A 25,181-nucleotide genomic window follows, 5' to 3' on the forward strand; every position below is an offset into this window, starting at 1 on the left:
GAAAGGCCTGCATGATCATAGAAAATGATCACTGCCATTCATTTAGGTATCGCCTGCTTATCAGTAACAATCCTTAAATTTAAGTTGTGAGCCTACTATAAAACACTCCGAAATCGTTTGCAAGCTTTTTTTTCTAAGCATCAGCCAAATCATTTCTGGAGGTTACACGCTGTATATGAATCGTCAAATACACTTTCTCGTCAATCGACATCGCACTTTCATGCTTCAATTCCAAGTATTGATTAATTAATTGGGTGCATTGAAAAGCCCTCTCGTATTTCTCTTTGACTTGGTCATACAAGAAGTTATCCCCTGATGCTAATTGCTCTTGTTCATTGCTCAGCAAGCGTTGGGCAAAGTACTGCAAATGTGTAATAAATCGCGAATAATTAAATGAGGTTTCATCTAGGGTAATCTGATAGTAATCGGTTACAATATTGAAAATATCATCAATGACCTCTGTAATCTCAACTGTTTGTTTCATTCCCTGTCCGTCTTGTCTTGCATTAACAAAATGCATGGCAATAAAGCTTGCTTCATGCTCATCCATTTGAATGCCAAATTGAGCATGAATGATGTCCAATGCATTCATACCGATCATAAATTCTTTTTTGTAAAATTTTTTGATTTGCCATAACAGTGAATTTTTAAGTCCCACGGATTTTCTATATCGAGAGATGGCAAATTGGATATGGTCAATCAACGAAATATAGATATTATCACTAAAAATATCTCCCATTTCTTTTTTGGCGCTGCCTACAATTTCATCCGCCACCTTTAAATACTCTACAGAGGTTTCCCCAATGAGATCAATTAATTTTTGCGGAATTTTATCGGACTTTAATACAAAAGTTTTTTCTATCTTTTCTTCATCGACCCTTTGTCCATTTTTCTTTTTAAAACCCAGACCGTTCCCTATGACAACAAACTCATGACCTACCTGATTTTCGGCCCGAATGACATTGTTGTTAAATATTTGCCGGATGATCATCTAGCTGCTCACCTCATTGATGTAATGACAAAGTTTGTAATAACAAAAAAAACCAAATAACGACTAAGTCCATTAGTCATTATTTGGGTATCGCCTGCTTACCAGTAACAATCCCGAAGGGCACAATGCCCCTCATTCAATTACTCTTACTATACCGCTTTCAAAGCAGAATAACAATACAATCATGCCAAAAAACCGCCAAACACTCGAAATCCTTGTGCTTAGCGGTAATTTAAGTTCATGCTTAACGTTCTTTTTCTTTGCAAAATACATCTTTGGCTACCTGAACAGCTGAGGCTGCTCGCGGCCATCCTACGTAAAAGGCTAGTTGTGTAATAACCTCAATCAATTCTTCCTCCGAAATTCCGTTCTCTTTGGCCAGGTTCAGATGATAAGGAAGTTGATTCACATGCTCACCTGCTACCAGAGTAGCAACTGTAATGAGACTCCGTTCCCTAAGAGATAGCTCACTTCTTCTCCATACATCTCCAAAAAGAACTTCCTCCGTATAGCTTACAAAAGCGGGTGCAAAATCACCTATTGTTTCCCGAACACTCGGTCTAATTAATTTATGCTTCATAAAATCATCTGGGCAAGTCCGTTGCCAAAGGACCAATCCTCTAATTCAGTCTCCAGCAGTGTCACAAATACATCTTCTGGTCTAGTCTTACATTCAATAGATATGAGTGCGGCTAACCTTTGGTAAAAACTCTTTTTTTGTTCCGTAGTTCTACCCGATCCCATCGTAATTTGGATGTACAACAGCTTGTCTGTTCTGGGTACATTCAAATAATCGGAACTATAATAAAATTCGCTTTGCTTATGAGCATGAAAAACCTGAAAATAATCCTTGGGCGGGACCTGAAAATGTTCAATCAAAGCATTCATGATGCAGCGGCTAATGCCAGACAGGTCCTGCTCTGTGTATTGTTGCTCCATATAGCCTACTCGTACAAAGGGCATATGCATTCTCTCCTATCCGTTGGGATAAGATGATTGTACTCTTCTTATCTTCATCTGTATAATTGAAAATAATCATAAATATATTCAACTTTATCGATGGAGATGAGTTTGTATGGATCTGAAAGAGTTAACTACGTTTCGTACTATTATTGAAGAAGGAACCTTCTCGAAAGCTGCCGCCAAATTAAACTACGCACAATCTACAGTCACGAACCAAATCCAAAGGCTAGAGAAAGAGCTGGGATTTCAGCTTTTTAAAAGAGGCTGGGATGCGGAATTAACCTCCTCAGGAAAAATATATGCCGAAGAGGTTGACGGACTTATACGGCATTGGAATTTTGTAACGGACCAGGCGAAATCGCTGAAAAAAGAAGAGATTGGCACGCTCCATATCGGTGTGCTTGAAACGGTAGCTACTACTGCACTGCCTTTGATTCTACGACAGTTTCGTGAGCATAAACCGAAAATCACATGCCATTTTACAGTGGGAAACACAGATGCACTCTCCAAAGCTTTGTTGGACGGTACATTGGATTTTGCAATCTCCGGCGAACCTCACTCCATTCCTTCCCTACATTTCGAACCTCTGTATCAAGAACAAATTGCTTTTATCGTGTCCCGTAGTCATCCCTTCGCGGCAAGAAATGAGCTTCAGCTCGAAGATCTGTATGAGTATCCGCTTATCGTCGGAGGTAAGAACTGCTTGTACCATATACGACTGGAGAAGGAGCTTTCGCGCTTCCCGGCGATGCCGTTTTTTTATACCGTTAGTCAAATCTCATCTATACCTTCATTCGTACATACGATTTCTTCGGTTGGGGTGGTTCTGTCGTCAATGCCTTTGCAGAAGGACCTGGTCACCATCCCTCTCCAGTTAACAGACCCCAATATCCCCATCGGACTATTACAAAACAATCAGCACCCACAATACCTGACTTCGGCCCAAAGGCTGTTTATGCAGCTGGTTAAAAAAACAGTGGGGAATGACACCCGTTGGAGCTGAAAATATTATGAGCCCATAAAAAAACCGCTAAACACCTCGATATACGAGTGTTTAGCGGTTTTCCTATGATAAGACCAAGAGGAGTTCGGCTCCTCTTTTAATTTCTATACTCTTGTGATACTCGTTATTTCGTTTCAACTGGTTTTTTCCACAGTCCCAGAATGAGCGCGGAAATCACGGAGCCGATCGCCACTGCAAGCAAGAATAGCAACGCATGGTTGGCAAGAGCTGCTACAAAAATTCCGCCATGCGGAGCTGGAAGATTGATTTGCCAGAATTGCGTCAGACCGCCAGCGATCGCCGAGCCTACAATACAAGAGGTCAGGACTCGCAGAGGGTCAGCAGCCGCAAATGGAATGGCACCTTCCGTAATGAAGGACAATCCGAGTACATAGTTTGTCAAGCCAGACTTGCGTTCTTGCTCGGTAAATTTATTTTTGAAGAACGTCGAAGCTAGTGCGATCGCCAGTGGAGGCACCATACCGCCTGCCATAACAGCTGCCATCATAGCCCCGTTTGTGTTACCGCTGGAAGTAAAGACACCGATCGAAAATGCGTATGCTGCTTTGTTGAAAGGTCCGCCCATGTCGATCGACATCATTCCGCCCAGAATCAGACCCAAAATAACCGCATTACCAGTTCCCAAATTGTTCAGAACATTGACAAGCCAAGTATTAATACCACCAAAAATTGGATCGAACAGGTAGAACATAATCGCGCCTGAAATTAGGAGTCCAAATACAGGGTATAACAAGATTGGTTTTAAACCATCCAGAGCTTTCGGCAGACCTGCAAAAGCTTTACGCAGGAAGATAACTACATAACCGGCCATGAAACCAGCTGCCAGACCGCCAAGGAACCCTGCATTGGAGTTTACAGCCATCAGACCACCGACCATACCTGGCATCAGTGCTGGGCGGTCTCCAATGCTCATTGCGATAAATCCGGCCAGTATCGGAATCAGGAAGTGAAACGCACCTGTTCCTCCGCCAATCGTTTGCAGCAGTTGGAATAGTACATTATCTTCTCCAGCCACTTGTTCGATCAAGAAGGAAATCGCTAACAAGATCCCCCCGCCGACAACGAATGGCAACATATGAGAAATCCCGTTCATTAAATCCTTGTAAATTTTACTGCCTACGCTGGTCTTCTCGGCTTTTGACTCTTCAGCGTTGCCTTTACCTTCACTACGGTAAATTGGTGCTTCGCCGTTCAGCGCTTTGCGAATCAGTTCTTCAGATTTACGGATACCGTCACTTACCGGTCTTTGCAATACAGGTTTACCGTCAAATCTGGCCATTTCAACCTTCTTGTCAGCTGCAACAATGACGCCTTTGGCACGACGGATTTCATCTGCTGTCAGTACGTTTTGTGCGCCTTCCGAGCCGTTCGTTTCTACCCGGATATTGACTCCCATTTCTTTCGCTTTCTTAATGAGAGCGTCTTCAGCCATGAACGTGTGCGCAATGCCTGTAGGACAAGCGGTCACCGCAACTACAAACTCATCAGAATCCGGGTTGCCAACGATAACGTCCGGCGTTTGCTGTGCTTTGGCTGCCTCTTTCTTGGCAGCTTCTTCTTCCGCCTGCTTAGTATCAAATAGCTCGGTTACTTCATCCGGTGTTTGTGTATTCATCAGCTTGTCGATGAAATCAGTATCAATGAGCAACCGAGAAAGGGCAGCCAGTGTGCGAAGATGTGTGTTTGCTGCTCCCTCTGGAGCTGCAATCATAAAGAATACCTTCGCGGGTTCACCGTCCAGCGATTCGAATTCTACGCCTTTACTGCTTTTGGCAAAAACGACGGTCGCTTCATTCACGGCTTTCGTCTTGGCATGCGGCATCGCAATACCACCGCCGATTCCAGTGCTGGATTCAGCTTCGCGTTTGTATATCATTTCTTTGAACAAGGCCCGGTCATTAATACGTCCACTTGCTTCGAGACTGGTGATGAGTTCCTCAATCGCCCCGTCCTTTGTCGTTGCCTGCAGGTCCATGATCATCGTTTCTTTAATCATCAGGTCTGTTATTCTCATTGTTCACACTCTCCTAAGTTCGATCAGCGTGTAGACACACGCATAATAAGCTCATGCTGTAGCCAGATTACCGTTTTGAAATCGTGACTTGCGGCCGTAATTGTTCAATTTTCTCTCTCGTAGCCAGATCATCGGAGAACGCGGTTGCGCTTCCGGATGCCACTCCTGCACGGAAGGCTTCGATCGGATCGCCATGTAGAGCCAGCGTACCCACGAATCCAGCAATCATAGAATCACCTGCGCCTACAGAATTTTTCACCGTTCCTGCCGGTACATTTGCGTGATACACTTCATCTGCCGTAATGAACAAAGCCCCTTCTCCTGCCATGGAAATGAGTACATTTTTTGCACCTGCTTCCAGTAGTTTACGACCGTAAGTGACGATCTCCTCCTCAGAATGAATAGTTACGCCAAACAACTCAGCCAGCTCATGATGATTCGGCTTGATGAGCAGCGGTTTATGAACCAAGGCCTTCATCAGCGCCTCACCTGTGGTGTCGATAACGAATTCAGCCCCGGTGTGCTGACATACGCGAATCAGTCGCTCGTAGAAGTCCCCTCCAAGGGATGGCGGGATGCTTCCCGACAAGACGACAATGTCATTTTTCTGGAGACTCGCCAGCTTTTGCACCAATGCATCGGCTTCTTGCTCACGAATCGCAGGCCCCAAACCGTTAATTTCCGTTTCATCACCATGCTTGAGCTTAATATTGATCCGTGTATCATCTTCGATCATTACAAAATCAGTTTTAATGGATTCTTCCCGCAATGTATCGTCGATAAACCTGCCTGTGAACCCTCCGAGAAAACCAATCGCCGTGCTGTCTGCCCCCAACTGGTTTAGTACACGTGATACATTAATTCCCTTGCCACCTGGCAGTTTTAAATCACGTTTCATCCGGTTCAAATCACCAAGCTTCAAATCGTCAACTTCCACGATATAATCAATGGAAGGGTTCAGCGTTACTGTATATATCATCGTTATCCCTCGATTATCTTAGTTTTCTGTGCGATGGATCGGCGTGAACGTTCCGGCACCGATTCAGTAATAAGGATAGCTTCCTTGAGTTCGAACAATTTGGCGAAGGTTACTTCTCCAATTTTGCTGGAATCGGCCAACACATATGTTTTGCCGGACAGCTGGTGGGCACGCCGCTTGATCAGCGCCTCTTCAGGATCAGGAGTGGTATACCCCATCTCCACGTCTACCCCGTTCGTTCCCAGAAAGCACTTGTCGAATCGGAAATTGTCCAAATTCTGTAGGGCAATACTCCCGATTACGGCTTTGGTATGAATTTTCATCATCCCTCCCAGTAGATAGCTTCTAATTCGTTTGCTTACCAGTGCTTCTACGTGGGAGAGACCATTCGTCACGACCGTCACGTCTTTAGCTTCAATGTAAGGAATCATCGCCATCGTTGTTGTTCCCGCATCCAGATAGATACATTCACCATCCAAAATTTCTTTGGCTGCCATACGAGCGACTGCGTTTTTTTGTTGAACGTTTTTGAATGTTTTTTCTTCCATGCCAGGTTCCTGACTTTTCTGATTCAGCAAGGTTGCCCCGCCATGAATCCGCTTTAACAACTGACGGCCTTCAAGATCTATCAAATCACGCCGAATCGTTGACTCAGAAGCTCCCAAGAGATCAGCCAATTCCTGCAATTTTACAACACCACGCTCTTGTAAGCGCTGTATTATTAACTTGTATCTTTCTTCCGTCAGCATCTTCATTCCCCCAACTGTTCTTATCGTACCACAAACCTAGCAAAAAACAATCATTTTTCTCCAAAAAGATTCAAAAAAATTCATTCCAACTTCATTTTTTTACAAAATGGTGAATTCCTGCTCCAATAAGCATGATTGCGTTTACATTTTAAAGAAAATTCAGCTACTTTTATGTAAATTCATTCTTCTTACATAGGAATTCAGCAGTAAACGTTCAAAAACGTTCTGACACTTTAATATGCCCCATCATATCCCTTGCTCCCTACGGTCTGGATTTGCTGTAGCTGTAATTCTCGATTCTTCAGCCAGCAAATCATAAAACTTCTTATGCCCTGGACGCGAGGATCAGTACTGCAAGCTTGGATTAACTCAACAAGAGCCATGATTGCATGCATACCGCATTCATGGCTCACCTCATTAGGATAAATATTCACCCTCAATCATCTTCTCTAGATAATCTTCCGGCTGCGCAAGAAACTCAGCAAAGCTGCATACATCCGCATATTCTTGATGCTCCTCGTCATAATAACCAAGACACTTGTGCTTCGGATTCCACACCAAAAGGATATCCGAATAGTTATCTACGTTTAGAGACAAACGCAACAGCTTTTGCCGTCCCACCTTCATCTCAACCGTATCTATGAAAGAGAAGAACTCAACAAATTGGATACCAAAATCATTTTCTGGAAGATCCACACGGAGCTGATCTCCCATCAGAAAGGCTACAAGATCCTTAGGAAGCTTGTAGCTTTTTAAGGTATGTCGTTTATTCTCCAGATTATGAAACGCTGGTGGTTCCACAGACTTTAGATATTCGGCCATTTCCACGTTCTTATTGCTAACAGCAATCGTATATGCCCGATCTCCATCCTTTTCTGCCAGTGTCACATCAGCTCCATACTCTACCAGGTACTTAACCATCGCAAAATCATTATTTCGTGCTGCCACAGTTAAAGGAGTCGCTTTATAGGGATATACCATATTAGGGGCATTGTAATTAATATCCGCACCATGCTCCAACAGTAGTGCCACTGTGTTCAGATCATGTTTACTAACTGCGTTGCGCAGCGTTGCCCCACCGTGCTGCTTTACATCGAGGCCAAGTTCGTGAATCAGCAAGATATTCTTTTTATTGCCATAGTAGGCTTGCTCATAGGCACCGGCTTTGACCTGATTTTTTCCGTCCAGCTTGGCACCATGGGCCACCACATAGCGGACAATTTCTTCTGAACAATAACGAACAGCTGTTAAAAATGCGGGACGATCTTTTGCATTAAGTTGAACACCTTGCTCCACCAACAGCTTCAACACATCCAATTGCTCGCAGATGAGCGCAAGGTCTAATGGACTTAACGTCGTATATTTGCTGAGTTTAATTTCTTGTTCGATATCCCAGCCTTCGGTCAACGCTTGGCGTAAAGCCGACATATTGCCTTCTACAATATGTATTGCGATTTTTGGAAGACCGTCAAATTTGCCGATATCTTTTAATTGGATCATCGTATACCCTCACTCTTTATGTATCTGCTATTCATGTACAACTATTCTATACCAATCTTTCATTTACTTAAATACGCCTGCTTCCCCAGTTTATTTGCTCACTCTCATGCAAACAATTGAGAGTATAGGTGAATATGCCTTATAGAAGCTATAATTGTAGTTGATTCTTTATACTCGATGTAACGAAAAGGAGAACATATGAATAGCCTTCAATACTTATCCCAATTCAATTTGCTGCATAGTCTCTCACGAGAAGATTTGATTGAAATGGATCAAATGACCTCCATTACGACTCTACCAAAAAATACATTTATTCAAACCCCAGATACCTTTTCCGAAGGGCTTTATTTTGTGAAGAAGGGAAAAGTACGTCTATATAAGCTAAATGCTGACGGGAAGCAATTTACTTTGGATATCCTCAATGAGGGGAATGTATTTGGTGAAATGGATATGATTTCATTAGGGACAAGGGATATGTATATAGAAACGATAGAAGAATGCGATATCTGCCGGATGGACAAAGACCGCTTTGAGCATTTTTTAATACAACATCCCCGGTTTATGATGAACATGATCAAGGTGCTAAGTGACCGAATCTCAGGAATGAGTAGTCTGGCCCAGCATTTAGCCTTGGGAAATTTACAGGATAAAATTTTATATGTTCTTTTAAAATTATGCGATCAATTTGCCCTTCAAAGTCATGATGAGTATTACAAAATTGATTTCCCGCTTTCTCACCAGGAAATAGCACATTTGGTTGGAGCCACCCGTGAGGCTGTAACAACCGCTCTACAGGAGCTCGTCAAAGAAAGGGTCATTAAGACCGGCTTTAAGACAATTTACATCCATCGCCAAAAGCTAGTGAAGTTGTAAGCTACATTACATCTTTCCTCCTGACAAAAGAATTATCGTATACCTACCAGCAAATATACGATATGGAGTGATGAAATGCTACACCGCAAAGGGGCTCGCAAAAGAACAGATATCCCTACTGATGTACTTCAATTGCTACAACAGGGACAACTTGAGACTGTGAATCTTACCGAATGGCTGGCTGTAGATCATATTGTACTTCTGCGGAACGCTCTTGATGAGTTTGGATTGCAGCGATCATTCAATGTCTTCTTGACTGAATTGGATCATCTGAAGGAAAAAAAGATCATGAAAATAATACCCGCAATAGCACAAGCATGGCTTCATGTGTTTGAGCAACAAACGTTAGAAGAGCGTACTCGTATCTTTGACGCGATGGCCTCTCATCTTTCAGATAGCATTCGCTGCTGGGCTGCCTACATCATCGGGGTAGATTCCCGTTTAAGTCTAGAAGAAAAATTAGCTGATATTCGACCATTTGCAGCAGATTCCCATTTCGGAGTACGTGAAATTGCCTGGATGGCAATGAGAGAACCTATATCCTTGCAACTGGATGAGGCGCTTGTGCTGTTAAACAGCTGGATGCGAAACAAGGATGCTAACATACGTCGTTTTGCTATAGAATTAACCCGGCCACAAGGCGTTTGGGCCAAACACATCCCTGAACTAAAAGAACATCCCGAGTTAGCCCTTCCACTTTTGGAAGTGGTTCAATCTGACCCTGTCAAATATGTTCAAGACTCGGTGGGCAATTGGCTGAATGATGCCAGCAAAACTAACCCGGAATGGGTAATTCAGGTATGTGATACATGGCTGTTGGCTTCAGATACAAAGGAAACGAAGCGAATAGTAACTCGGGCACAAAGAAGCTTGAACAAAATGGAATAATCTGGAGACTCCTCCCCATCCAATCCATAGCTAGAATATTTACATAAACTATGAGATACATCTGGAATATTAGGAATGGAGGAATTCCTATGTCTATTATCCGAATCTATCTGGAAGCAGACAGTGTTGTATCTGGAGACACTGCCATCACCACGAATATAAATGTCACTCCAATTGTCAATCGGTACACAGCCGTTGTTGTGCTCGGCAACATCCTAGGGGGAGTGACCACCATCCCGGCACAAAATTTTACGAATGATAGTGGGACTTCAGTTGCGGCAAACAGTCTGGTGGTTCCGACCAGTAACGGTTACTACAATGTATTCGTGAATGGAACGTTGCAGCGAGGCGGATTAACGACACTTTCTCCTACTAATCTAATCATAAATACTGGCTTGTTAGTTGGCGCTACCGTAGTTATTGAGGTGATCAATTTCAACACCAGCGCTTCCTCAACATCTGTCAACAACGTCACCGTAACGACCACAATAAGCGACTGAGCTACGTAAAACAGGACAAACGCCTCTTTTTTATAATTTAATAAAAGGGTAAAATTCCCTTTATAAATATGAAACAGAGGGAGTTATTTCCATGCGATTTAGTTTTGCCTATTTTCGATTTTATATTATTGCACTTATAGCACTATTCATTCTTACCAGTTGCAATTCCAAAAATGCTGTAACTACAGTCCAAATGAATTCTAATGTAGACAATACGACTCATAATACAGCCGTTGTGGACAAAGAAAGTCAACCTGTCCCACACGTCACAGAGTCGTCAGCTCATGCCGTTACCTCGGATAAGGATCTTGTGGCTCTCACCATTCCCGCTGGCTGGCGTAAATTTAAACAAGGACAACTGGATTCAGTGCTTAGTGTTTGTGACAAAGAAAAAAAGAACGTAGGTCTGGTTTTCCGTGTCCCCAAGTCAGCTTTTGCAAATAATATGACGCTCGACGAATTCGTACAGCAACGTGAAGAAATCTCCGCACTGGGCCTAGAAAACTTTAAGGCTGTGGATACTACCCCAATCCAGATTGATTCCACAACCGCTAGAACAGCCGATTATAGTGGGAATTTTCAGGGCCAACAGGTCTATTACTTCAGTGCCATGTTTGAGAGCAAACAGCATTATCTTCAAGTATTGATCTATTCAAGGGGAGGCTCAGCTATAGAAAAACATCACGAATTTGCGACAATAGCCAGCTCCTTAAAAATATTAAGCGACTCACAAGTGGAGCCTGATCTTCGTTCAACAACTATTTTAAAAACTTTTAAAAGCGAAGATGCCCAGCAACGAATCCGTCTCCCTTATATATGGAAGGCTGGTTTAATTCTTAATCCAGATGCGTTAATTCAAGCCTGGTATGAGAAAAACGATGCGTACATGGTGGTCATCAAGGATTGGAAATCTGAACTACCTTATGAGAAATCCTCAATGATCACATTAAAAGAATACGCTGAGTTTTCAGCTCAATTAGTACTTAAAAGGTCTGGAAAAGGGATAATATTGACGGGACCAATAAAGGTCAATATTAACGGGAATCAAGGCTTGCAATACGAAGTATGGACAGAGAACGATAAAGTGAAAGTTGTATATTTAATCACTTATTTGGAGCATACCGATTCTTTCTCTCAAATTATTTTTTGGACGAGAGCTGATTATTACGATAATCAAAAATCTGAATTTCAAAGATACACCAAAACATATAGAGAAGAAGAAATATAGACATGACAAAATCCGCCAAACACTTAGAAATCTTTGTGTAAAGCGGATTTTTTCTATGTGACTATCACAGCTTGAAATCCTAAAAACTTCTCCATATTAAAATGGAACTATATCACCTTAATTCTTATCTTTTGTGGGCTAATAAGAGATTAACTATAGTATCCAGTTGAAGCTCCAGCGAATAGGGATCTTCCATCACAAACTCATCCCCTTTATCGCTGAATGAACCGTACATGTACACCTGTCCTTTTTTTACAGCCGGAAGACCCTTCCATAGCTCACTATGTAGAATCTGATTGGCCCCTTCATCTTCTGAGCCATATACAAAGATGTGATCTCCCATATACTAGGGTAAAACCTCAAGCGAAATATTTTCAAATCCTTCTTTCATATTCAATGCTTTCTTAGTGGGTGGCAGCTGTAGCATTTGATATATGGTTGGACTTCCGTAGTTACCGCCTTTCGCCGCTAAAACATAGATTGATTTATTGGCGACTTGTACGATCGAAACCGTCTCTCCATCTTTAATAATACCGTCAATTTTAGTTCTAGCCTCTGCAACTTTCTTCTCATATTCAGCAATCCACTGCTCGGCTTCTTTCTGCTTACCAAATATTTCACTGATTCTGCGGAATTTATCCAGTGGTCCCGCTGTAGATTCACCCTCCCAATACGGCAGGAACACAGTCGTTCCTACCTTCTGGTAGCTGTCGATGTTCTTTTCAATTGAGCCGATAATTAAATCCGGTTGCAGTACGGTCAGTTCCTCCAAATCCATAGGAAAATCCCCGAGATCTTTGATTCCGGCTAACTTCTCTTTGGGATATCCCGATTGATCAATCCAAGCCTCATTCAACATAAAGCTTCTGACCCCTACAGGTATAATCCCCAGTTTTAAAAGATGACCCATATACTGATCCGATGCTACTCGTTTCGGGTTAGCAGGTACTTCCACATCGCCTTTTAGTGTCTTAACCGTTCTGGTCTGTGCTTGTACTGCCGCTTGTCCATCGCTGTTGGATGATGTCGCTGTATGATTAGCTTTCGTTTGCGAGCTTCCATTTGTATTCGTCGGAGCTGAGCAGGCTCCCAGCATCAATGATAAGCACAACATGATCATCATTGCTGTAATTTTGCCTCTTCCGTGCATGAATAAATCCCCTTCCGCATGATACTGATATTGATAATCAATATCAGTATCACGGGTGAAAGCTGTCCGCTGAAGGGCATATTTAAGCTTCGTTTGGGGCATATCCTGATCTTGCGCCTGGATATGCTGCTGCCGTTCTTTTTTGAATCGTACAGGAGATAGTCCCTTATATTTCTTGAAGCTGCGACTTAATGAATGAGCATCTGGATATCCCACACGCTCTGCGATCTCCTGCAAAGTGGCATCCGTCTGCATTAGCAGCTCTGCCGCTCGATTTGCCCGTATCTGGCCCAAGTAATGAATTGGACTGGTATGCATTTTACTTTTGAACAGCCTTGATAAATGTCCGGTACTGCACTCTAGCTCCTCCGCAATGGACTCTAGTGTTATAGACCGACTAAAATGCTCACAAATATAAGTTACAGCTTGCGCTACCAAGTCAGGCTTAAGGGGCTGAATGCCTTGTCGATCCAATTGATGTAACAATTCGAAGACAAAATGATGAAATAAAGCTTTGACGTGCAGTTTACCAAGTCCCGATCACTTATGCCATTCTTGCTCCAACAGCTTCACTTTATCATACAGGGGCAGCGGGTAATGAGGTGCGAAAGCATACTGATTCTGAAAAGGATTTCCCTTTTCCAGCAATTGTGCGATCTCCTTCCGACCAGGTAGGGCCAAAGTTGCCTTGTACAGAATGATGTAATATTCAAGCACATCCTCCGTCATGACGCTCAGGCACATTCCTTTTCCCCCATGCAGGACATGAAAACGATCCACCCTATGAACACTGTCATCTAACCATACCCGCGCACTTCCGCGTACAGTATATAAAAACGCACTGACCGGAAGTCTGTAGTTTCGCAATTCTTCCCCTTTATCCATTTTCTTATGGCGAACATCCATCACTTGTATAAACACATGATTCCACAATAAAATGTGTTCGTTCAACTTCATTACTACCGCTCACCCCCCATCCAAATATAAGAAAAAGCCCTGTAAAGGGCTATCTTTTTTTGTAAACCATTCAATTGTCGCTTGGATTTCCACCGATATGATTAGGTTCCAAATCGTTTGCGATAACCACATTTTCGGCACAACTCTTCCACTGCTTCTCTCTTGGAGAATCCAAAGTACAGACGGTTTGCACGCTCACCTTCCACGATCTCGGAAAAAGTTTGCTCATGCACATTTCCTAAATTAATGACGCCCTCCCCATCAAGACAGCAAGGGACCACTGTTCCATCCACCAAAACCGCCGCTTGACTGCGAAGCGCATGACAAAAGCCTTTTCCGTCATCTTCTGGTGCACTCAGGCTAGGCCATTCAAATTCGTAGTCTTGATTCAAATATACATTGGGGGCGATTTTGACCCCACTGCCCGGCATTACTTTTTCTTCAATCCGATAGTCCAGCCCAAACTCTTGCTCCAATTGCTCCAGTGTCTCGCGGTTGCGCTGACGCTGCACATTAGTCAAATTATCTTGAGTCAGGTTCCAGAGACGGAATGAAATAATGACATTGTGCTTCACAGCTTCTCTGACAAACGTGAAAATATGACCCAAATAACCTTCTCGATCCACAGAACCTTCATGCCCGTCAAAACTATGAAGAGAAAAGTTCATCTGCCGTAATGCCGGCTGACCAAGCAGCTTATGTCCGGTCTTCGGCAGCAAGGTACCATTGGTGGTAATGTTGACCTTTAAGCCTTTCTCATGCGCACTCTCCAGCAAAAGATCAATTTTGGGATGGAGCAAAGGCTCTCCTTTGACATGCAGATAAATGTAATCCGTATGCGGCTTGACCTGATCAAGCACATTCCGAAAGACTTCTGGATCAATAAATTTTTTGACACGTTGTGTCTGAGGGCAAAAACTGCATGCAAGATTGCAAATGCTTGTTATCTCAATGTATACCTTCTTAAATGTCTTCAACATAATTTCCCCATTCTAACCTTCATCCTGAACATTTGGTTTATGCTCACTAATCTTATGATTATAACGGGTTATGAACGAGAGGTAAACTCTGCGGATATTTTCTATTGACCTTAGGTCTGACCTAAGGTTTATAGTGAAGTTATTCAATTATCAATTATGAGTAAGGAGACCTATCATTGAAAAAACACATAACGATCAGCCAGCTTGCTCAGCTCATGAATGTATCTGTACATCAGCTGCGGTATTTTGAGGAAAAGGGGATCCTTTATCCGTTATATACAGATGAAAATCAATATCGAATGTACGGACTTCATGAAATTTATCAACTTTCCCATATTTTAATGCTACGTAAACTAAACATCCCTGTCGGTCAAATTGAAGAATGTATGACTTCCTACACTGCCGATGATTACAACCAGCTTTTAGAACATTCGTTACAGAAGGTACAGGATGAAATCGCTAACTTAAAGTTGCTCGAACAGTTTATTCACAAAGTGCTAAAAGAACATCATACCCTTACCCAGCAAAACAATGAGTATCGACTCAAGCTGCAGGGCACTCGACATTTAAAGCTGTGGTTTGCATTGGAGAGTGATCAAGAACTCACGGCCAGGAATCTATTTGAGCAGCGGCCTTCACCACCACAATTATTTGAAAATGATCTACATTATCTATCTGATTCTGGACAGGTGAAACTATATTATGAAACGACATCAGGAGCAGCTGACTATATTCTGGAAGAAGGCAGCTATCTTTATAAGCACTTCTCTGCCACTGAAGACGCTGAGATCGAACACCAAGTCCAACAACTGGAGCATTATGCGACCCAGCACCAATATGAATGCCTAAGCAAGGTCATTGTGGTGGAAAAATCCTATCTATCCATATTCGACAGCAACGAGCTGCAATATGAGATTCAAGTAAAAATTTCTGATGTGCAGGAGGACGTTACATGAGTCCACAATCCTATGACATTGTTGCTTATCAAGAGCAAGACCATGAAGCCGTATGTAAGCTCTTAGTGGAATCGTTTAAGGCAAAATTTCAAGCTCTTGTTACTTTGGAGGATCAAGATATACAGCGTTTATTAATGCAGGTTTGGGTTCAACATCCTGATTCTACATCTGGGAAGCAATTTGTGGTTAAAGAGAACGAAGATGTTGTTGGTGTCCTTTCGCTCAAATGGAAGACTTCCTCCTCTTCACTTCCTAAAACAAATCTCACTTCTTTGGCTTCGCTTATAATACAGTTTGGCTGCTTCAATGTATTTAAATTTTTGACAGGCATGTATGCGCTGGACTATAAACCTGCCATAGATGAGTGTTACATTGATCATTTGGCGATTCGCTCAAGTCATCGCAATCAAGGGATCGGGCGACATTTTCTAGCTTTCGCACAGCGGTTTACGGTTGAATCCGGGTTCCATACGTTGACACTTTATGTAGCACATCAGAATCGGCAGGCTATCCGCTTGTACCGCAATCTAGCGTTTGAAATAGAGCAGTCCCGATATAATGGTTGGCGGCATTTTTGGTTCAAGGAGCCTGTATGGCATCTAATGAGCTGGAAAGAACAAAACTGCATTCGAGGAGAGAACAGCATTGAAAAAAACATATAAACTTACCCTTGGTATTGCGGCAGGTCTGGCTGTTGCCTTGATATTGATTGTTTTATATCAAAATTCCTACAAGATGACGGAAGAAAAAATACAAATTGCAACTCCCAAAGGAGTATTAACAGGTACACTGGCTTTGCCTAAAAACTACTCGGGAAAGGTTGGATTGGTTGTTTTTGTCCATGGAGATGGTCCAATCAATGACACCTATGATGATGGATACAAACCACTGTGGGAAAGGTTTGCTTCTAAGGGGTATGCTTCCTTATCCCTGAATAAGCCCGGTATTAACCGCGCTCCAGGCGATTGGCTGGAGCAAAGTATGGAGGACCGGGCACAGGAGATTCGATATGCAGTTGACTGGGCCAAAACCTTACCGATGATTGATAAGCACAAAATCGGCCTTTGGGGAGCCAGTCAAGCAGGCTGGGTCATTCCGAAAATCGTTAAAGAGGAGCATGATATTGCATTCAGCATCCTTGTATCGCCGGCTGTGAATTGGATTACACAAGGGCGATTTAACACAAAAAAAGAGTTGGAACAAGAAGGAGCTAGCCCGCAGCAAATTAAAAAGAGACTGGACTACGACCATAAGGTTCTACAATTACTGAAAAATCATGCTTCCTATGAAGAATACCTAAGCATAGCCAGTCCTAACGATATCATTTCCAAAGAAAGATGGAGCTTTATAGGCAAAAATTTTCGTTCTGATTCTACGGAAGAATTAAGCTACTTTAAATCTCCTGTACTCTTGGTTCTGGCTGGGAAAGATATGAACGTAGATGTAAAAGACACCGAGCGAGTATATCGCCAAAAGATATCTCCAGAGCTGCTGTCTGTCATTCATTTGCCAAAAGTTGACCATTCCATGATGAATGAGTACATCACGCATTCCAAGTCCCTAACCTTCTTAACCGCCGTATTTGCCCCCAGACAATTGGTGAGTGATGATTATCTACAAATTCTCGCCGATTTTGTTAGTCAGCATTAAGCTTGGAACTGCTGTATACTCTATTAGACCGGGAATAGATATATAAACAGCAAAAAAACGGCATTTCTGCCGTTTTTTTAAAGGATGGACTCTCAGGGACTCGAACCCTGGACCAATTGATTAAGAGTCAACTGCTCTACCAACTGAGCTAAGAGTCCATATAAAATTATGGTGGAGCCTAGGGGGATCGAACCCCTGACCTCATCGCTGCCAGCGATGCGCTCTCCCAGCTGAGCTAAGGCCCCGTCTCATGTAAGTTAATTAACGTTTCAAGCGACTTCTATATCATATAAAATATTCGACCCTGTGTCAATACTTTTATAAAAAAAATATTAACATCTTCCCGCCACGGCCCTAAAAAGATACAGTCAGCGATCAGTCGCTGTCTGTATCTTTGGATAACAGTGTTTTCAGTTCCTTCATAAACATATTGATGTCTTTGAACTGCCGATAGACGGACGCAAAGCGTACGTAGGCCACTTCATCCACAGGATAGAGCTGTTCCATGACCAGCTCACCAATCTGCTGGCTATCCACCTCTGTGGCTGCAGTGTTGCGAATGGCGTTCTCCACCTGAGATACAATCAGATCGAGCTGCTCGACTGATACTGGACGCTTCTCACAGGCTCGAATGAGACCGCGCAGCATTTTATCACGGCTAAACTCTTCACGGCTGCCATCTTTTTTGATGACCATCAGTGGGGTCTCTTCCACCATTTCAAAGGTGGTAAAACGCCTGGCACACTGTTCGCATTCGCGGCGGCGTCGGATGGACTTATTATCATTCGCTGGTCGCGAATCCAACACTTTCGTGCCGTTGTAAGCGCAATACGGGCACTTCATAATCTCATCACTTCCTTTTTCCAATAAATTCCCGAAGCTTTTTAGTAATAATTTTGTCGAAACGGATCATAATATGTTTACCACGTCGCGAGGAGGTGAACAACAATGGCACAAGGAAACAATGGCAACTCCAACAACCTGGTAGTCAGCAGATCCTCCGGTGCTCTGGAGCAAATGAAATATGAAATCGCTCAAGAGCTGGGTATCAGCATTCCTCAAGATGGATACCAAGGTAACATGACTTCCTATGAGAACGGTTCGATCGGGGGCTACATCACAAAACGCCTCGTAACGATCGCCGAACAACAATTGGCAGGACAATACCAATAATCTCGGTAATAATGAAGAAGTAATACGAAAAAGTGTAGGGATAGGCTGCTAAAAACAGCCTGTCCTGCGCTTTTTTTCATTTTAAAGCGAAAAGGCTCATGTTGTCATTAACCTGTCCCTTAAAACTCATTATAAATTTTTGTATATTGCCTGTAGTAATAGATGACTCGCTGTACATAATGCCGTGTCTCACCAAAAGGGATTTGCTTAATGGACTCTTCTTTGCCATCCCACACCCCCTGATCTAGCCATTCCTGAACTTTACCTGGACCAGCATTATAAGCCGCTACGATGACCACAGGATTATCCTGAAACTTCATAGACAGGTTATGCAGATACCAGGTCCCCAGCTCAATATTGGTGCCAGGCTCGTGCTTGACACTATCCAGCGGGACCTTCTGAATCTGGGCACTCTCCATAATCCAATTGGCTGTGTTCGGCATAATCTGCATAAGCCCCAGCGCCCCCTTGTGTGACTGCTTGCTGGTTTTAAAATTTGTTTCCACACGGATAATAGACGCCACCAAAAATGGGTCCACTTCATAGGTCTGTGAATACTGCCGAATCTCATCCTTATATTGAATCGGGTAAAACCAGGACATCCAATTCGAGTTGAGGAACAGAATCAGGACAAATCCGACAAACAAAATGAGCAGGACTCTTTTCTTACGTAAAATGTTCATGCAAGTCCCTTTCGCTGCCAAAACTGATCAATTTGCATCTGCGTCTCAGACTGTGTTCCGCTATTATCAATAACAATATCAGCTAAATTTTTTTTCTGCTCGATATCCATTTGTGCGGACAAACGAAGCTCGGCTTGCTCTTCTGTCAGACCGTCTCTGAGCATCAGACGTCGGAGCTGAACATCACGTGGTACATATACAACCATAATTTCCTCGTACAGGCTCTCCAGCCCAGACTCATACATTAACGGGATATCTGCCAAAACAAGCTTGTCCGGCTGCTCCCGTTCATAAGCTTCCATGCGCAGACGCATTTCCTCACGAATAGCAGGATGCGTAATATCGTTAAGTGCCTGTCGCTGTACAGGATCTCTGAATACAATCTCTCCCAGTCTTTTGCGGTGCAGGGTTCCGTCAGTGTTTACTATAGCTTGTCCAAAATGCTGTATGACCGCCGCCAGCACCGGATGCCCCGGAAGCATAACTTCCCGGGCAATGGCATCTGCGTCGATCAGCAGCGCACCCTTGGCGACCAAAAGAGCCGACACGGTGCTTTTTCCGGTAGCGATCCCTCCGGTTAATCCGATATTCATGCTCTTCACCTCATAACAGCTTCAATATACCCATCATAATCAGTAATAATGCCGGCAATACGCCGAGCGCCTTCATAAATCGAAATGCTGACAGGAAGAACCCTGCCTTCATACCAGCAATCAAAAATACACCGCTGAATAACGTAATAGCCAGCGCAGTAGACAGGGGCTGAAAACCAAGCATGGCTGCACCTAAGCCCGCTCCGAACGCATCGACCGATAATGCAATACCTAACCAAACCGCTTCGGTAGCAGATATACTGCCGGAACGGTCCATATCCGCAGCAGACGGGCTTCGAAGAATCCGAATAACAAGCCCCCATTTGCGGAACTCCAGCGAAAATAACGTTCGCTCCTCCTGCTGTAGCTCCAAAGAAGTCTCTGTCGATAGATCTCTTCCTGAGCTGGTTAGAGACTCTGTATTGGCATTCTCAGCACTTTTTTTCTCTGCAAGAGCTGATATATGCCCTGAATCTGAATCAACCTGTTCCGTAAAGTGCAGATCCCGAGGGACTTCCGCTGTTTCTTCCGTCAAATCTTCCTTGCGTTGCAGAGCCTGAATCAAAGAGTAACAGCCGATACAGATCAGAATGACAGCACCGAAAACCGTCGTATATACAGGAGACAGGACACGGGATAGTAATGCGCCGAGCTGCATGGATATGCCAATCACCAAACCTGAACATACGGAGATGATAGCAATCGACAACAATGGAATTTTCATTTTGCGCAGACCATATGTAACACCGACTCCGAAACTGTCCAAACTTAGCGCAAATGCCAGTAACAGCAGGGCTCCCCAATGATTAGCCACTCCAATTCCCTCCCATTGCGAAGGCTGGGCCTTACAGCAACCGACTCCCTTCGCAGTATTGGTACTTGGAACAATATATGAGAGGGATGGGCTTGGGGTGACTGCGCCTGTTTAGCGCAAAGGCTGGCAGACCGGGCAATGATGTGTGCCACGTCCAGCTACGACGGATTTTTCGATCAATGTACCACAGTTAATACAAGGCTTCGCGTTGCGTCCATAGATTTGCAACTGATGCTGAAAATCACCCGTTTTGCCCTGTCCGTTAACGAATGATTTGATGGACGAGCCACCAACCTGAATCGACGCGCCCAGCGTGGAGACAATAGCTTCATGCAGTACGCGAAATTGGCTATCCGTTAGGCTTTTGGCTGGCTGTGCCGGATGAATCCCTGCCTTAAATAACGATTCATCTACATAAATATTCCCGATGCCTACCACATATGACTGGTTTAACAGCGCTGCCTTGATCGAAGTCGAACGAGTTCCAACAGCGGCACGCAGCATTTCAGGTGTAAAAGCCTCGTCCATCGGTTCCAAACCGAGTTTATTCAGCGGCTTTTCCAGCAAATCCTGTCCTGCCGGAAATAAGTGCATTGTACCAAATTGGCGTACATCCTGATAACGCAGCTCTGTACCATCTTTAAAATGAAAGATGACATGGGTATGCTTTTCCACAGGATCATCTTGTGAATACAATCCATAGCGTCCTTCCATTCGAAGATGGGAGACAAGCACTAGCCCGTCCAGCAAAATCCGCAGAAACTTACCGCGTCTTTCCACCCCAATAATCCGGTGGTCAGCCAATTCCATCGCAAATGCGTGGATATCATCGGGACGTTGGATAATACGCGGCAAATTTACGGTTACATGATCTATATGTTTATCGACGATTAGCTCGTTTAGTGTTCGTTTAATGGTTTCTACTTCCGGTAATTCCGGCATGATGTCTTCACCTCACCCTATATTATAACGGAAGCAACGTTAAATTGGGACTATCTACTCATTGAAATATCTTACTTGGCCTCATACCAATTGCTGCCATAGCTTACTTCCGCTTTAAGCGGCACAGCCAGCTTTAATGCAGCTTCCATGGTAGCGGGAACAAGCTCTTTCATCGTTTCCATTTCCTCAGGCGGAACCTCGAATACAAGCTCATCATGTACTTGTAACAGCATACGGCTGCGAAGATTGCGCTCACGCAGCGCTGCGTCCATCTGCACCATCGCCAGCTTGATAATATCGGCTGCGGTACCTTGAATCGGCGTATTCATCGCTGTACGCTCGGCGAACGAACGCTGGTTGAAATTGCTGGCGTTAATCTCTGGCAAATATCGTCTGCGTTCCAACAACGTTTTTACGTATCCATCCCTCTTCGCATCCTTCACAATATCATCCATGTAACGGCGAACACCCTGGAACACGTCAAAATACTGGTCGATAAAGCGAGCCGCTTCCTTCCGCGTAATATTCAAATTTTGCGACAAACCATAGTCGCTAATCCCGTAAACAATCCCAAAGTTGACTGCCTTTGCGGAACGTCGCATATCGGAGTCTACAGCTTCTGCAGGGACACCGAACACATCGGATGCGGTCTTGGTATGGATATCCATATCGTGGACAAAAGCCTCTTTCAAACGCTCATCATCCGAAATATCAGCCAGCACCCGCAGCTCGATTTGTGAATAGTCTGCCGCCAAAATCGACCAGCCGGGCTCCGATGGCACAAATACTTTGCGAATTTTGCGTCCTTCTTCGAGACGGATCGGAATGTTTTGCAAATTCGGAAATTGACTGCTCAAGCGTCCGGTTGCTGCAACCGTCTGCCGGAAATACGTGTGCACTTTACCTGTCTTCTCCGAAATTTCTTTAAGCAATCCTTCGACATACGTCGATTGAAGTTTGGCAATGGTGCGATATTGCAAAATGTTTTGCACAATATCATGATATGGCGCAAGCTTTTCCAGCACCTCTGCATCGGTCGAGTACCCGGTTTTTGTCTTTTTAATAACGGGCAGACCCAGCTTATCAAACAAAATCTCACCCAACTGCTTAGGCGAATTAAGATTGAACTCTACCCCTGCAATGCTGTAGATCTCACCCACCAACGTTGTAATCTGGGCTTCAAATTCTTTTCCCAAAGCGCGCAGTTCCTCTACATTCACCAAAATACCCTGCTTCTCCATATCCGCCAGAATGCGGGATAACGGCATCTCAAGCTCATGGAACAGCTTGTGCATTTCCGTTTTTTCCAGCTCCACCTGCTGCACAGGTACCAACGCTTCGATCACCGCTGCCTTACGCGCCACATGATCGGATAGTACATCCACGTCAGGAACTTTATATTTAGCTCCTTTACCAAACACTTCGTCGTCTGGACGAATTGATGACAAGCCATACTTGGCTGCCAGCCCACTCAATGTCTGATTGGCGTCTGTCGGATCTAGCAAGTATCCGGCCAGCTGCACATCAAACTCAGCTCCAGCAAACTCAATTCCATGCCAGTGTAAAGCCAAGTCCGTACGATGCAGATCATGACCGCGTTTTTTGCGTTCAGGGTCGGCAAGCCACTCCCGAATAGGGGTAGCTGCATCACTTTGTAGAACTTCCAGTGTCATAAAAAACTGACGCCCTGTTGCGGCAAATATCAATCCTACAATCTCAGCATGATGCGGATTATCACCATGCGTCTCAACATGCAGCACATCTACGTTATTCAGCACTTCTACCAATTCGCTGATCCGCTGTTCATCCAGCACAGTCACGTCTGCTACGGCTTCCTCTACGCCGACTCCAGCACTGCCGACCTCGCCCGAAAAGGATAAACGCTCCAGCAGGGACTTGAACTCCAGCTTCGCCAAAGCTGGTCCAGCCGTCTCTGCCTGTAGCCCGCTGAAAACCACATCTTCCAGTTGCTTGTCCAACGTTACATCCCGATAAATGGTCGCCAAATCCTTGCTCATTCGCGCATCGTCAGCATGAGTCTCCACGCGTTCTTTCATTTTACCCTTCAGCTCATCCGTATGCGCCAGCACCTCTTCAACTGAACCATATTGATGCAGCAGCTTGAGCGCGGTTTTCTCACCCACGCCCGGAATACCAGGAATGTTATCCGACGTATCGCCCATTAGGCCCTTAAGGTCTATGATTTGCAGCGGCTTTAAGCCGTAACGTTCCTGAATCTGCTCAGGTCCATACGTTTCCACCTCGGTAACCCCTTTGCGGGTCAAGCCGACTGTGACATGGTCTGAAGCCAATTGAAGCATATCCTTGTCGCCGGTCACAACCAGCACATTAAAACCCGCTTCGTCCGCTGTTTTGGACAGGGTGCCTATAATATCGTCTGCCTCATAGCCATCCAGTTCAAATTGGGCAATGCCGAAGGCGGTCAATAGCTCTTTCAGCAGCGGAAATTGCTGGGACAGCTCCGGCGGAGTTTTCTCCCGTCCACCTTTGTAATCCTCGTACCCTTTATGGCGAAACGTAATTTTACCAGCATCAAACGCAACCAAAATATGTGTTGGTTTGTGCTCCTCCAAAAGCCGCAATAACATTGTCGTAAATCCGTACACCGCATTCGTCTGCTGTCCGCTTGAATTCGTCAACGGCGGCATAGCAAAAAACGCCCGGTATATGATACTGTTACCATCTATAAGCATGAGTTTATCCATTTCGCACCTCGCAAGTTCATCAATGCATTCGTAACGTTCTTACGTATTACGCATTCCTCTTCCTATCTTAACATACAAGACTCTTTTTCAGAAAAAAACGGCTGTTTCCTAGCCAAATTTGCCTTTTGCTCAAAGACAAATCTGGATTAGAAACAACCGCTATATACTAAAAGCCTTACTGGTTCAAATCTGGCCGCTCTCCTGTCACGAGATATACAGTGCTTTCACCGATATTCGTAGCATGGTCGCCAATGCGTTCAATGTAACGTCCTACGAGCAGTTGCAGCATGGCTTGTGAAGCCTCTGCTGGCTTTTCTACCATAAAAGCGTATAGATCGCTGATCATGTGGCTGTACAAGGAATCCACCCGATCATCCTCTTTAGCCATTTTGTAGGCCAGATCTGTATTTTCATCCAAATAGGATTTGATCGCATTGTCGATCATTTCTTTAACAATGGAAGCCATGTGTGGAATATCCACCAACGGCTTCATCGCCTGCTGTCCTTCCAAGCGAAGTGTGACCTTGGCAATATCAAGTGCCAAATCACCCATACGTTCCAAATCACTGGAAATTTTAAATGCAACAATGATCCGGCGTAAATCCTTCGCTACTGGCTGCTGGGTAATAATGAGCTTGGAGCCCATATCCAGAATATTTTCTTCCATTGTATTAAGGGATGCATCATTTTTGACTACCTGTTGGGCCATTTCTGTATTTTTGGTCTGCAAACATTCAATAGCCTGATCGAGCGCCTTCGAAACGTGTGCACCCATTTCGCGCAGTACGGCTCTCAGTTCTTCTAATCCTTCATCAAAACCTTTTCTACGTATCATTTCGAAGTCACCC

At 44.1% G+C, this 25,181-nt stretch carries 27 protein-coding genes and 2 tRNA genes; 9 read left to right on the forward strand and 20 right to left on the reverse strand.

Annotated elements, in window-relative coordinates; translation table 11 throughout:
• Positions 1–133: 133 nt before the first annotated feature.
• The 3 genes from licT to ACXHJ1_RS23365 all read right to left on the reverse strand — a co-directional run bounded on the left by licT (position 134) and on the right by ACXHJ1_RS23365 (position 1,954).
• Positions 134–991, reverse strand: a complete 858-nt coding sequence (licT, locus tag ACXHJ1_RS23355; RefSeq protein WP_019686863.1) for a BglG family transcription antiterminator LicT — start codon at positions 989–991, stop codon at positions 134–136.
• Between the two features lie 244 nt (positions 992–1,235).
• Positions 1,236–1,571, reverse strand: coding sequence for a carboxymuconolactone decarboxylase family protein (locus ACXHJ1_RS23360; RefSeq protein WP_457905303.1), 336 nt, complete (start codon positions 1,569–1,571; stop codon positions 1,236–1,238).
• Entirely contained in the window at positions 1,568–1,954 is a 387-nt protein-coding gene (locus ACXHJ1_RS23365; protein WP_457905304.1) for a tautomerase family protein, read from the reverse strand. The genes ACXHJ1_RS23360 and ACXHJ1_RS23365 overlap by 4 nt, the downstream gene beginning before the upstream one ends.
• 112 nt (positions 1,955–2,066) lie before the next feature.
• On the opposite strand from ACXHJ1_RS23365, the gene ACXHJ1_RS23370 reads away from it, so the two are divergent.
• A complete protein-coding gene (locus ACXHJ1_RS23370) occupies positions 2,067–2,957 on the forward strand; it encodes a LysR family transcriptional regulator (protein ID WP_457905305.1) in 891 nt (296 codons plus the stop codon).
• 124 nt (positions 2,958–3,081) lie between these two features.
• On the opposite strand, the gene ACXHJ1_RS23375 is transcribed toward ACXHJ1_RS23370, so the two are convergent.
• The 4 genes from ACXHJ1_RS23375 to ACXHJ1_RS23390 form a co-directional block, all read right to left on the reverse strand.
• The gene (locus tag ACXHJ1_RS23375) at positions 3,082–4,992 is read right to left on the reverse strand and encodes a PTS fructose transporter subunit IIABC (RefSeq protein ID WP_457905306.1); all 1,911 of its coding nucleotides are present in this window, start codon (positions 4,990–4,992) and stop codon (positions 3,082–3,084) included.
• Positions 4,993–5,059: 67 nt separating this feature from the next.
• Positions 5,060–5,971, reverse strand: coding sequence for a 1-phosphofructokinase (pfkB, locus tag ACXHJ1_RS23380; RefSeq protein WP_044785455.1), 912 nt, complete (start codon positions 5,969–5,971; stop codon positions 5,060–5,062).
• A 2-nt stretch (positions 5,972–5,973) separates the two neighbouring features.
• Positions 5,974–6,720: a DeoR/GlpR family DNA-binding transcription regulator gene (locus ACXHJ1_RS23385; protein ID WP_016819655.1), complete on the reverse strand. Its 747-nt coding sequence runs from the start codon at positions 6,718–6,720 to the stop codon at positions 5,974–5,976.
• A gap of 417 nt (positions 6,721–7,137) precedes the next feature.
• Positions 7,138–8,220, reverse strand: coding sequence for an ankyrin repeat domain-containing protein (locus ACXHJ1_RS23390; protein WP_457905307.1), 1,083 nt, complete (start codon positions 8,218–8,220; stop codon positions 7,138–7,140).
• Positions 8,221–8,418: 198 nt separating this feature from the next.
• Here ACXHJ1_RS23390 and ACXHJ1_RS23395 point away from each other — a divergent pair, with 198 nt between their 5' ends.
• From ACXHJ1_RS23395 to ACXHJ1_RS23410, 4 genes are all read left to right on the forward strand, one after another.
• On the forward strand, positions 8,419–9,093 hold the full coding sequence (locus ACXHJ1_RS23395; RefSeq protein ID WP_457905308.1) for a Crp/Fnr family transcriptional regulator: 675 nt from the start codon (positions 8,419–8,421) through the stop codon (positions 9,091–9,093).
• Between the two features lie 75 nt (positions 9,094–9,168).
• Complete coding sequence (locus ACXHJ1_RS23400; RefSeq protein WP_044785451.1) at positions 9,169–9,981, forward strand: DNA alkylation repair protein; 813 nt, start codon at positions 9,169–9,171, stop codon at positions 9,979–9,981.
• Between the two features lie 89 nt (positions 9,982–10,070).
• On the forward strand, positions 10,071–10,481 hold the full coding sequence (locus ACXHJ1_RS23405) for a DUF4183 domain-containing protein (RefSeq protein ID WP_044785449.1): 411 nt from the start codon (positions 10,071–10,073) through the stop codon (positions 10,479–10,481).
• A 91-nt stretch (positions 10,482–10,572) separates the two neighbouring features.
• Positions 10,573–11,709, forward strand: coding sequence for a hypothetical protein (locus tag ACXHJ1_RS23410; protein WP_107734360.1), 1,137 nt, complete (start codon positions 10,573–10,575; stop codon positions 11,707–11,709).
• 124 nt (positions 11,710–11,833) lie between these two features.
• On the opposite strand, the gene ACXHJ1_RS23415 is transcribed toward ACXHJ1_RS23410, so the two are convergent.
• The 4 genes from ACXHJ1_RS23415 to ACXHJ1_RS23430 all read right to left on the reverse strand — a co-directional run bounded on the left by ACXHJ1_RS23415 (position 11,834) and on the right by ACXHJ1_RS23430 (position 14,796).
• On the reverse strand, positions 11,834–12,052 hold the full coding sequence (locus tag ACXHJ1_RS23415; RefSeq protein WP_457905309.1) for a hypothetical protein: 219 nt from the start codon (positions 12,050–12,052) through the stop codon (positions 11,834–11,836).
• 3 nt (positions 12,053–12,055) lie between these two features.
• Positions 12,056–13,333, reverse strand: coding sequence for an AraC family transcriptional regulator (locus ACXHJ1_RS23420; RefSeq protein WP_457905310.1), 1,278 nt, complete (start codon positions 13,331–13,333; stop codon positions 12,056–12,058).
• A 66-nt stretch (positions 13,334–13,399) separates the two neighbouring features.
• Positions 13,400–13,816, reverse strand: coding sequence for a hypothetical protein (locus tag ACXHJ1_RS23425; RefSeq protein WP_457905311.1), 417 nt, complete (start codon positions 13,814–13,816; stop codon positions 13,400–13,402).
• 101 nt (positions 13,817–13,917) lie between these two features.
• On the reverse strand, positions 13,918–14,796 hold the full coding sequence (locus ACXHJ1_RS23430; RefSeq protein WP_016819646.1) for a radical SAM/SPASM domain-containing protein: 879 nt from the start codon (positions 14,794–14,796) through the stop codon (positions 13,918–13,920).
• A 176-nt stretch (positions 14,797–14,972) separates the two neighbouring features.
• On the opposite strand from ACXHJ1_RS23430, the gene ACXHJ1_RS23435 reads away from it, so the two are divergent.
• The 3 genes from ACXHJ1_RS23435 to ACXHJ1_RS23445 are packed head-to-tail and all read left to right on the forward strand — an operon-like array spanning position 14,973 to position 17,402.
• Positions 14,973–15,752, forward strand: a complete 780-nt coding sequence (locus ACXHJ1_RS23435; RefSeq protein ID WP_457905312.1) for a helix-turn-helix domain-containing protein — start codon at positions 14,973–14,975, stop codon at positions 15,750–15,752.
• Entirely contained in the window at positions 15,749–16,414 is a 666-nt protein-coding gene (locus ACXHJ1_RS23440) for a GNAT family N-acetyltransferase (RefSeq protein WP_153795033.1), read from the forward strand. Before ACXHJ1_RS23435 ends, ACXHJ1_RS23440 begins: the two co-directional genes overlap by 4 nt.
• Positions 16,398–17,402 carry an alpha/beta hydrolase family protein gene (locus tag ACXHJ1_RS23445; RefSeq protein WP_107734364.1) on the forward strand — a complete coding sequence of 335 codons (1,005 nt, stop codon included), beginning with the start codon at positions 16,398–16,400 and terminating at the stop codon, positions 17,400–17,402. The genes ACXHJ1_RS23440 and ACXHJ1_RS23445 overlap by 17 nt, the downstream gene beginning before the upstream one ends.
• Positions 17,403–17,487: 85 nt before the next feature.
• On the opposite strand, the gene ACXHJ1_RS23450 is transcribed toward ACXHJ1_RS23445, so the two are convergent.
• From ACXHJ1_RS23450 to nrdR, 3 genes are all read right to left on the reverse strand, one after another.
• A tRNA-Lys gene (locus tag ACXHJ1_RS23450) sits at positions 17,488–17,560 on the reverse strand.
• Between the two features lie 11 nt (positions 17,561–17,571).
• Positions 17,572–17,647, reverse strand: a tRNA-Ala gene (locus ACXHJ1_RS23455).
• 130 nt (positions 17,648–17,777) lie between these two features.
• Complete coding sequence (nrdR, locus tag ACXHJ1_RS23460) at positions 17,778–18,245, reverse strand: transcriptional regulator NrdR (protein ID WP_013370366.1); 468 nt, start codon at positions 18,243–18,245, stop codon at positions 17,778–17,780.
• 105 nt (positions 18,246–18,350) lie between these two features.
• On the opposite strand from nrdR, the gene ACXHJ1_RS23465 reads away from it, so the two are divergent.
• Positions 18,351–18,575: an alpha/beta-type small acid-soluble spore protein gene (locus ACXHJ1_RS23465; protein ID WP_013309613.1), complete on the forward strand. Its 225-nt coding sequence runs from the start codon at positions 18,351–18,353 to the stop codon at positions 18,573–18,575.
• 119 nt (positions 18,576–18,694) lie between these two features.
• Here ACXHJ1_RS23465 and ACXHJ1_RS23470 read toward each other — a convergent pair whose 3' ends face one another.
• From ACXHJ1_RS23470 to phoU, 6 genes are all read right to left on the reverse strand, one after another.
• Positions 18,695–19,258, reverse strand: a complete 564-nt coding sequence (locus ACXHJ1_RS23470) for a lytic transglycosylase domain-containing protein (RefSeq protein WP_016819641.1) — start codon at positions 19,256–19,258, stop codon at positions 18,695–18,697.
• Positions 19,255–19,851 (reverse strand): dephospho-CoA kinase, encoded by a 597-nt coding sequence (gene coaE, locus ACXHJ1_RS23475; protein ID WP_107734365.1) that lies wholly within the window; start codon positions 19,849–19,851, stop codon positions 19,255–19,257. Before coaE ends, ACXHJ1_RS23470 begins: the two co-directional genes overlap by 4 nt.
• A gap of 10 nt (positions 19,852–19,861) precedes the next feature.
• Positions 19,862–20,665: an MntP/YtaF family protein gene (locus ACXHJ1_RS23480; protein ID WP_457905313.1), complete on the reverse strand. Its 804-nt coding sequence runs from the start codon at positions 20,663–20,665 to the stop codon at positions 19,862–19,864.
• A gap of 111 nt (positions 20,666–20,776) precedes the next feature.
• The gene (gene mutM, locus ACXHJ1_RS23485; protein ID WP_016819638.1) at positions 20,777–21,607 is read right to left on the reverse strand and encodes a DNA-formamidopyrimidine glycosylase; all 831 of its coding nucleotides are present in this window, start codon (positions 21,605–21,607) and stop codon (positions 20,777–20,779) included.
• 71 nt (positions 21,608–21,678) lie between these two features.
• Positions 21,679–24,333, reverse strand: coding sequence for a DNA polymerase I (gene polA, locus ACXHJ1_RS23490; protein WP_107734366.1), 2,655 nt, complete (start codon positions 24,331–24,333; stop codon positions 21,679–21,681).
• 175 nt (positions 24,334–24,508) lie between these two features.
• Positions 24,509–25,168: a phosphate signaling complex protein PhoU gene (gene phoU / locus ACXHJ1_RS23495; RefSeq protein ID WP_016819636.1), complete on the reverse strand. Its 660-nt coding sequence runs from the start codon at positions 25,166–25,168 to the stop codon at positions 24,509–24,511.
• Between the last annotated feature and the right edge of the window lie 13 nt (positions 25,169–25,181).

The organism is Paenibacillus sp. ALE2 (genome assembly GCF_054113385.1).